Origin of the sequence: Quyinboa mangrovi, assembly GCF_042219825.1 — a bacterium.
Lineage (GTDB): Bacteria > Bacteroidota > Bacteroidia > Bacteroidales > UBA5342 > JBHJHP01.
Genome location: NZ_JBHJHQ010000005.1, coordinates 266,515 through 276,098 on the forward strand (window position 1 = coordinate 266,515; position 9,584 = coordinate 276,098).

The following is a 9,584-nucleotide window of genomic DNA, read 5'->3' on the forward strand; positions in this document are numbered from 1 at the left end:
GATCGGTCTAATTATGCAGAAAAAGCTTCATCACACGTCATTTTATGCCATGCACACCCGGATGGAAATTTTAATGTATGGTTGTGATAACGTTATTTTTAATGAGGTGGCCGAACAGATTATGACCAAAACTCAGATGCTGGAAAAATTGATGAGTCGGTTTGATCCTAAAGCAGAACTTTATAATGTAAACCTTGAGGCTCATAAGAATTGGGTTCCCCTTTCTAAAACATTATTTAATATTCTTGATCAATGTATACGTTTTAATCAGCTAACACTGGGTTATTTTGATGTGTGTTACACCATAAAAAAAACAATAACCGGAATAGATATTCCCAGGGTCTTACTGGATCAGAAAACCTTAGCGGTAAAATTCGAACATCCTGACACAACAATTGATCTTGGAGGTGTTGGTAAAGGCATTGCTCTGGATCACATAAAAAACATCCTGAAAAATTATCGCATTGAAAATGCCCTGATCAGTTTTGGCGAAAGTTCTCTTCTTACTTTAGGGAAGCACCCACACGGTGCTTACTGGCCCTTGTCCTTTCATGATCAGAAACAAATGCCACATACACTACAGATGAATAATGATGCCGTTTCGATCAGCGGACTGCATGGCACTAAAGCTCATATCTCTGATCCGTTGACACATAAAATTTCAAATAACAAAAAAATGATTTGTGTGCAGGCTGACAGCGCTTTTGATGCCGAGGTTTTATCTACTGCACTTTTTGTTGCGCCGAAAGAATCAAACGAAAAAATACTTCAGAATTTTAATATAAAACAGGTGATTTACGGGAACTAACCGTTCGGATCATCCTAAAAAATATTTGAACCAATGACGAAAACAAAAAGCAGAAGGGAATTTATAAAGAACAGTTCACTGGCCGTTGCCGGGCTGACCATTGCCGCATCACCTTTTGCAAAAACGTTTGCCATCACAAACAGCAATAAAAAAGTCCGGTTGGCTTTTATTGGAACCGGAAGCAGGGGAAATCATTTGTTGTGGTTACTGCTAAACCAAAAAGAAAATTCAGATTTTGAACTCATTGCTTTGTGCGATAACTATGAACCGAGCCTTGAAAGGGCCTTAAAAACCTGTTCTGATGCAAGCGTCAAACCTAAAACTTATGATGACCATAAGAAGCTAATAAAATTTGAACATCCGGACGGTGTACTCATTGCCACACCATTGCATGAACATGCACATATCGCCATTGACTGTATGGAAGCAGGGATACATGTATTCTGTGAAAAGGCCATGGCCAGAACACCCGAAGATACCAAAGCCATGTACGACACCCATCTGAAAACCGGATCAATATTACTGATTGGCCATCAACGCGTATATGACCCTGTGTATCAGACCGCCATTAAACGCATTCATGCAGGTGATTTAGGAACAATTGGACAAATCAGAGCGTACTGGCACCGGAACAACAGCTGGCGCCGATCAGTTCCCGAAGGGCACCCTGAGCTGGAAAAGAAAATCAACTGGCGTCTATATAAAGATTCTTCGGCAGGTTTACTGACGGAACTGATGTCACATCAACTTCAGGTCGCTAACTGGGTATTGCAGCAAACACCTGTTTCGGTTATGGGAACCGGAAGCCTTCGATTCTGGAACGACGGACGTGAAGTGGAAGATAATGTAGCTCTGATTTTCTCCTATCCTGACAACACACAATTTATTTATGATTCTATGACCAGCAACCGTAAATATGGACTGGAAGAACAGATTATGGGAGATAAAGGTACCATGGAACTTGAAACAAACCGGTATTTCTCTGAAACACCGCCTGCCGCTCCCGGCATTCTGCAGCTGGTCAATGACATTGAAAAGGGACTATTCAACAGCATTCCATTGGGCAACTCAAGCTGGGTTCCTGAAACAGCCGTAAAATACAATGGAGAAGAGATCTACACTAAAAAGCAGGGAGATGGAACCAAAGAACAACTGATCTTTTTCGTGGAGCGGGTAAAAGCCAAATCGGCACCTGAATGGATAACCAAAGAAGGATATCAATCAAGCATCTGGACCTTAATGGCTGAACAGGCAATTGATACCGGTCAAAAAATCACGTTGCCTGAAATCTATAACATCTGAAAAATAACGGGAAATGAAAAATATAACAATCACACCAAAACATCTGAAAACTGAACTTATCGTTTTTGCTTCATTGTTTATTCTGAGTTTTCTGGCGAATGTGTATGCCATCATCACATACCACACTGAGTGGTCCGAGCTATACACCTCGTTGTTTTATGTATTGACAATATGCGCAATCCTGTACGTTTCAACCGGCGTATTTAGGCTCATCATAATTCTTATTCTCAAATCACTAAAACGCAAATAATCTAATTCTGTCCAATCTTCCCAATCGGATAACTTCTATCCTGATCACACAATAAATTGAAAGGTTACGAAGTTTTATTAGTATGTGAGTACACCACGTTCTTTTATTCTCTCTAACGTATGACCTGTATTTTATTAACGTTCAATTTTTTGCCTTATGAATACTCCAGCCTGTAAAAGAAAACTATCCGTCACTGGACTTCTTATGCTTACATTCCTGTTTTCAACATCCTATGCTGCAAAAGCATCAGACGCCAAAAATGAATCACCTTATTTTGTTGTCATTACTGATGAAAACCAGGAAGCCAGCCTTCCTCTAAAGTCAACCGATGTTCATGTAAACATTTCAGGGGTTATTGCCGATGTAAATGTAAAACAAACGTATATGAACACAGGGAATACTCCAATTGAAGCCATCTATGTTTTTCCCGCCTCCACACGTTCTGCTGTTTACGATATGGTTATGAAGATTGGCAAAAGAGAAATCAGAGCCGTAATTGAAGAGAAAGCAAAGGCCCGCAATATGTATGAATCGGCTAAGAAGGAAGGAAAACGAACGTCACTTTTAGAACAGGAACGCCCGAATGTGTTAAAAATGAATGTGGCGAATATTATGCCCGGTGCCACCATTGAAGTCAACCTGTCCTACACCGAACTCTTAATTCCAACCGATAAGATATATGAATTTGTCTATCCTACTGTTGTTGGTCCAAGGTATGTGAGTAAAAAAGAGATGACGACACCTAAGACTGAAACATGGAATGGAAATCCATATCTGATGAAAGGCGTAAAGCCAACCTCCATACTGACATTAACTATTGATCTGAATACCTCCATTCCTATCCAGGATATTCGTTGCACCACACACCAGAACAGAATAGAATATGCCAGTAAATCAGAAGCTACCCTGACGCTTAATGAGCCACAGGGCGGAAACCGGGATTTCGTTATGCAGTACCGTCTTGCAGGAAACGGAGTACAAACCGGTGTATTATTATACGATGATCCAAATGGTGAAAATTATTTCCTCGCCATGATGCAACCGCCTGAACGCTTGACACCGGAAGAAATTCCACCCAGGGAATATGTTTTTATTGTGGATGTTTCCGGTTCAATGGAAGGGTTTCCACTGGACATCTCCAAACAAATTATGACTGAAATATTAGGCGGTCTGAAAGAAAATGATCTGTTCAATGTTATTCTGTTTGCCGGAGGATCTACGATGTTATCAAAGAATTCCATGAAAGCCAATGCGGAGAATATAGATGAAGCCATGTATTTTATTAATAACCAGTCAGGCTATGGAGGAACAGAGTTATTATGTGGTTTAAAAGCAGCCATGAACCTGAATGCAACTGAGAATTATGCACGAACATTTGTGATTCTTACCGATGGCTATGTAACGGTTGAAAAGCAGACATTTGATTTTATACGTGAGAACCTTGGAAAAGCTAATTTCTTTTCCTTCGGCATCGGACGTGGAGTTAATCGCTACATCATAGAAGGAATGGCTCACGTAGGTTACGGCGAACCTTTTATAGCACAAAACAAGCAGGAAGCAAGGGAAATGGCAGAAAAATTTAAAACATATATTTCCCAACCTGTACTAACGAATATTCATGCTACATTTGAAGGTATAGATGTGTATGATGTACTACCCGAAAATGTTCCTGATCTGTTTGCCGACAGGCCTGTAATTATTTCCGGCAAATACCGGAATAATGCAAACGGACTTCTGAAAATTGAAGGACAAAGCGGGAAAAGTATTTTAGTCAAATCCATAGCAATTCAGAACGAAAATCGAAAGAACAGTGCCCTTAAGTATTTATGGGCCAGAGAAAAAATACGTCTGGTATCTGATTACAACTCCTTAGGAAATGACACATGGAGCCACAATAAGGACAAAAAAGAACTGGTGGATGAAATAACCCGCCTGGGATTACAATATAACCTCCTGACAGAATATACTTCATTTATTGCAATAGACTCATCCCTTGTGAATCCAAACAGCATTCCTGTAACTGTAAGGCAACCCATACCACTTCCTGAAGGTGTGAATAATTCCGCAATCGGGCGCAACCAGACTCCACCACCTGTCTCCTCAAATCTGAATATTGTTGATGCCGAATTTGATGAGACAGTACTTATGGATGTCGATATTGAAGAAGAAGCCCTTGACGAAAATGCAATTTTCCAGGTTGTGGAAAAAATGCCGGAATTTCCAGGTGGTGTAAATGCAATGATGAACTTTTTGAGAAATAACGTCACCTATCCACCGGAAGCAAAGGCAGCAGGGATAAGTGGAAGAGTTTATGTCAGTTTTGAAGTAGATACAAAAGGTAATATTGTAAATCCACAGATTGTTCGCGGCGTTGATTCATTATTAAATGCAGAAGCTTTGCGTGTGGTGAAAATGATGCCCAGATGGATTCCCGGAGAACAAAGAGGGAAAAAAGTCAGGGTCAGTTTTATGCTACCTATAAATTTTGATACTGGAAATTCGTATTACAAGTCAGTATACCCATCTCGTCCTGACAGCAAAGGAGACCGAAAGAAATATATTAAGGTGCCCTGCTGAATTGAAAAATATTTATCCTGGATTTACAATTAAAACAGATACAATATAATCAACTGTAATTCAAACTCATATAACTACATCAAGAGCCTAAGAACATTTTAATTTTATACTAATTTCAACCAATATAATTACGTTTTTGCTAATATGCTTTAAAAACAGATTCATCCGGCAACACAATCTTCCATCAAAGATATATGCATAATAAAGGTTCGTGACAATCTTTGAATTTTTCCTATCTTAAGGATACCAATATAACCGAACGCATTCATTGTGATTTAGTTCCTATGTCATGCATAACAAATAAGAGACTTATAAAGATCTTTGATGCGCTCCATTATTTTTTAAAATAGCCTCCTAAATATATCAAACATTAAAATGTTATTTTATTGTTAATTCTATATGTTTTTCTTCTTTTTTTTACTTACTTTTACGCCTTCTCCACCATAATGCGCAGCATATGAACGACTTTCTCACCATAAATTTTAATCCAGAGACTCAAAAAACTTTTTCCAACTTTAGTACGAAAGAATTTTCTAATACGAACATTATACATTATTCAGATACAGAATCCTTCATTAATCATGTCAGGAAAAAGAAAACAGATCTTATATTTATTGAATTCAACGGTAATTCAGACAATACATCAGAAATAATTAACAAATTAAGGGATGGAAAAACAACAAAGGGTATACCCATAGTTATTATATATGATCCCAAACAACCTATAACATATTTGAATGAAGAGGATGAAACAACAGTTCTTTATCTAGCCAAACCAATCAAAGAAATCGAACTGATTCCTTTAATTAAAACACTTCTAAAGATCAGTATTCTCCGCAAGCCTCCTGATGAAGACAAAAGAGCTGACAAATTAAGTTACAAAACTCCTTCGTCACCACTATCGCCACCATCATTACGCAATCTTATTCATAACCTTAATGGTTTTATTTATCGATGTAGAATTGATAAAAACTGGACCATGGAATACCTAAGTGATACTATTTTGGACATCACTGGTTTCCCTGCTTCTGATTTCATAAACAATGAAGTTCGCACGTATAATTCTATTATACATCCGCAGGACAAAAAGCGTATCTGGGATGAAATCCAGGCAGCATTTAACAAACAGGATTATTTTGTTATTGAATACCGGATTATAACTTCAACCGGAGAAACAAGTTGGGTATGGGAAAAAGGCATTAAGGTTAAAGCAGGAGAAAAGAATTTAATTGAGGGATTTGTTGAAGATATCACTGAAAAGAAAAACATTGAAATTGCATTAAGAGAAAACGAGGAGAATTTAAAAACCACGCTATATTCAATAGGAGATGCTGTTATTACAACAGATGTAAACGGAAATATTACCCGGATGAATCCGGTTGCTGAATCTTTAACTGAATGGAAAGCCGAAGATGCATATGGCAAAGCGTTAGAAGACGTATTTAAGATTTATAATAGCATTACAAATAAAATAGCAGAATCGCCTGTAAAAAAAGTTATTAAGACGGGGCAAATTGTTGGTCTGGCCAATCATACTAAACTAATATCAAAAAATGGCACAGAGTACCAGATTTCGGATTCCGGATCACCAATTCTGGACAGACAGAATAAAGTGTCAGGTGTAATTCTTGTCTTCAGAGATGTTACAAAAGAATATTATATTAAGGAAAAAATAAATGAAAGTGAAAAGCAATTAAAAAAAGCACAGGAAATTGGTAAAACCGGGAGCTGGTTGTTTGATTTAAATTCCGGTAAGGTTATTGTTTCTGATGAATCATACAGGATTTATGGCATTGATCCGAATCTTGAATACAATATATCTGATTTGCAAAAAATTCCTTTGCCTGAATATCGAAATATGCTTGATTCTGCAATAGAAGAATTAATCAAATACAATAAGAAATACGATGTTGAATTTAAAATTAAACGCCCTTCCGACGGGGAAATTATTGATATTCATTCTTTAGCTGAGTACAATTCAAATGATTATACCGTCACAGGTATTATTCAGGACATCACAAAGCAAAAGCATGCTGATCTGGTACTCAAAGAAAGTGAAGAAAAGTTTCGTTCTGTATTTCATTCCGCTAACGACGCCATCATCATTACAAATAGTGAGGGTGTCATTTGGGATTGGAATACGGCAGCCAACAACATTTTTGGATACGCCAAAAATGAAGTTCTTGACAAGGATATATTTATGTTGATCCCAAAGCATTTAAAAAACAAGCATATTTCATGGTCTGAATGGTTTAAAAAGCAAAAGAAGTCTCCGATCGATATCTCAACAATTGAGTTTTACGGGAAACATAAAAATGGTTCATTAATCCCACTCGAGCTATCTCTTTCAAAATGGGATACTGAAAATAACATTTACTTTGCAGCTATTATCCGAGACATTACCACACGAAAAAAAGCGGAAGAGAAATTAGTAGAAAGTGAGAACAGGCTAAATAAAGCAGAACAGCTTGCAGGCTTCGGGAACTGGTTATGGGACCTGAACACAAACCAAATAATCTGGTCGAAAAATATGTTTAGGATTTTTGGTGTAAAGCAGGGGAAAAATAACAATGTATCTCCGGAATACTACCAAAAATTTGTCCCAGAGAAAGAACTTCAGGATATGTGGGCCGTTGCAGAAAAAACCTTTGCTGAAAAAAAGGAATTATCTTATGAACTACCGGTAAAAGTAAAAAATAAAACAAAAGCATTACAATCACTTCTTTGTCCGGTATTTGATTCAAAAGGAATGCCTAAAGCGCTTTTTGGAATAAGTGTGGATATTACAGAAAAGAAAACAGTTGAAAATCAGCTGAAACTGTTGAGCAGATCAGTTGATCAGAGTCCTGTAAGCATTGTAATAACAGATAAAAAGGGTAATATTGAATATGTAAATAAAAGCTTCACCAGAATTACGGGATACACATTTGATGAGGCACTTGGACAAAATCCAAAAATCCTTAAATCGGGATACCAACCAGATAGCGTATATAAAGAACTCTGGGATACAATACTTGCAAAAAAGGATTGGTCTGGTGAATTGCAAAATAAAACAAAATATGGAGATATTATCTGGGAAGAGGTTAACATTTCTGCAGTAACAGACAGAAGCGGAGAAATAACTCATTTTGTAGCAATTAAAGAGAATATTACCAAACGAAAAGAGATAATCAGTGAGTTGATCCTTGCCAAGGAAAAAGCAGAGGAAAGTGACAGATTAAAATCGGCATTCCTGGCAAATATGAGTCATGAGATTCGTACCCCAATGAATGGTATTTTGGGTTTTTCAGAACTTTTAACCGACCCGCATCTTTCAGGAGAAGAATCTCAGGAATACATTCGTATAATTCAGGAAAGCGGGAACAGAATGCTGACAACAATAAATGACCTTATGGACCTGTCAAAGATTGAAGCAGGAATGGTAAACCTTAAAATTGAAACGGTAAATATTCATAACCTTTTATTGGAACAATCAAGGTTTTTCAAACCCGAAGCAGGAGCAAAAAAACTACTTCTTTCTTATAAACCCGACTTACTATTTACTAATTTCAGAATTGAAACAGATAAGGAAAAACTAAATGCAATTTTCACAAACCTGATTAAGAATGCCATCAAATATACGTTTAAAGGATTTGTTGAATTTGGTTATCAAGCACGTCACGACCATCTTTTATTTTATGTTAAAGATTCCGGAATAGGGATAAAGGACAATGTTAAAGACGCTATTTTCGATCGTTTTGTACAGGCAGAATCCGGTTATAGAAAAACCTTTGAAGGTACAGGACTAGGACTTTCAATTACAAAAGCCTATGTTAAAATGCTGCATGGTGAAATATGGGTAGATTCCAGCCCGGAAGAAGGATCTGAATTTTTCGTTCGTTTACCTATAAAGAGTAGAAATAATTAATCCGAACATACACTTTCATAGTCTTTTGTAATACCTGCAAATTCCGGTTATACCGCATTCCTCGCATTTGGGTTTACGTGCGAGACAAACATATCGCCCGTGAAGGATCAGCCAGTGGTGTGCTTTTGGGATCAGTTCTTCAGGAATGTATTTAATAAGCTGTAATTCAGAGTCCAAAGGATTCTTTGCATTTGTGGTCAGACCAATGCGTTCGGCTACCCTGAAAACATGTGTATCCACTGCCATAGCCGGTTTATTGAAGACCACAGACGCTATAACATTGGCGGTTTTCCGGCCAACACCCGGTAATTTCTGAAGCTCTTCCACCGTATCGGGAACAATGCCACCAAAAGTATTTACCAGTGTCTCTGCCATGCCTTTCAAATGTTTGGCTTTATTATTCGGATAAGAACAACTTTTTATATGTTCAAAGATGTCTTCCACACTAGCCTTAGCCATGCTTTCAGGATCAGGATATTTTGTAAAGATAGCCGGAGTCAACATATTTACCCGTTTATCTGTGCACTGGGCTGAAAGAATTACGGCAACCAGTAACTCATACGGATCCGTATAAACAAGTTCTGTTTCCGCTTCAGGCATATTCACCTGAAACCATTCAATAAATTGTTGAAAGCGCTCTTTTTTTGTCATACCTGAAAAGACTTAAGAATTAAGATGACTTCAATAAACAAACATTCCCGGTTTTGCCGGGAATGCTCTACAAATATAGTTTTATTTTA

Annotated in this window: 6 protein-coding genes; 5 read left to right on the forward strand and 1 reads right to left on the reverse strand. The window is 37.5% G+C overall.

Going from position 1 to position 9,584, the window contains the following annotated elements; translation table 11 throughout:
- The first annotated feature begins 13 nt into the window (after window positions 1–13).
- The 5 genes from ACE1ET_RS12400 (at window position 14) to ACE1ET_RS12420 (ending at window position 8,844) form a co-directional block, all read left to right on the forward strand.
- The gene (locus ACE1ET_RS12400; RefSeq protein ID WP_375728729.1) at window positions 14–808 is read left to right on the forward strand and encodes an FAD:protein FMN transferase; all 795 of its coding nucleotides are present in this window, start codon (window positions 14–16) and stop codon (window positions 806–808) included.
- 33 nt (window positions 809–841) lie between these two features.
- Window positions 842–2,110: a Gfo/Idh/MocA family protein gene (locus ACE1ET_RS12405; RefSeq protein ID WP_375728730.1), complete on the forward strand. Its 1,269-nt coding sequence runs from the start codon at window positions 842–844 to the stop codon at window positions 2,108–2,110.
- Window positions 2,111–2,123: 13 nt separating this feature from the next.
- Window positions 2,124–2,360 (forward strand): hypothetical protein, encoded by a 237-nt coding sequence (locus ACE1ET_RS12410; RefSeq protein WP_375728731.1) that lies wholly within the window; start codon window positions 2,124–2,126, stop codon window positions 2,358–2,360.
- A 156-nt stretch (window positions 2,361–2,516) separates the two neighbouring features.
- Window positions 2,517–4,937: a TonB family protein gene (locus tag ACE1ET_RS12415; protein WP_375728732.1), complete on the forward strand. Its 2,421-nt coding sequence runs from the start codon at window positions 2,517–2,519 to the stop codon at window positions 4,935–4,937.
- Window positions 4,938–5,394: 457 nt separating this feature from the next.
- Window positions 5,395–8,844 carry a PAS domain S-box protein gene (locus tag ACE1ET_RS12420; RefSeq protein WP_375728733.1) on the forward strand — a complete coding sequence of 1,150 codons (3,450 nt, stop codon included), beginning with the start codon at window positions 5,395–5,397 and terminating at the stop codon, window positions 8,842–8,844.
- 15 nt (window positions 8,845–8,859) lie between these two features.
- Here ACE1ET_RS12420 and nth read toward each other — a convergent pair whose 3' ends face one another.
- A complete protein-coding gene (nth, locus tag ACE1ET_RS12425; RefSeq protein WP_375728734.1) occupies window positions 8,860–9,495 on the reverse strand; it encodes an endonuclease III in 636 nt (211 codons plus the stop codon).
- Window positions 9,496–9,584 lie beyond the last annotated feature (89 nt).

What these genes read in the sequence shown, in the direction of transcription:
- ACE1ET_RS12400 (WP_375728729.1), top strand. Translation starts at nt 14, where the DNA reads ATGCAGAAAAAGCTTCATCACACGTCATTTTATGCCATGCACACCCGG.
- ACE1ET_RS12405 (WP_375728730.1), top strand. Translation starts at nt 842, where the DNA reads ATGACGAAAACAAAAAGCAGAAGGGAATTTATAAAGAACAGTTCACTG.
- ACE1ET_RS12410 (WP_375728731.1), top strand. Translation starts at nt 2,124, where the DNA reads ATGAAAAATATAACAATCACACCAAAACATCTGAAAACTGAACTTATC.
- ACE1ET_RS12415 (WP_375728732.1), top strand. Translation starts at nt 2,517, where the DNA reads ATGAATACTCCAGCCTGTAAAAGAAAACTATCCGTCACTGGACTTCTT.
- ACE1ET_RS12420 (WP_375728733.1), top strand. Translation starts at nt 5,395, where the DNA reads ATGAACGACTTTCTCACCATAAATTTTAATCCAGAGACTCAAAAAACT.
- nth (WP_375728734.1), bottom strand. Translation starts at nt 9,495, where the DNA reads ATGACAAAAAAAGAGCGCTTTCAACAATTTATTGAATGGTTTCAGGTG.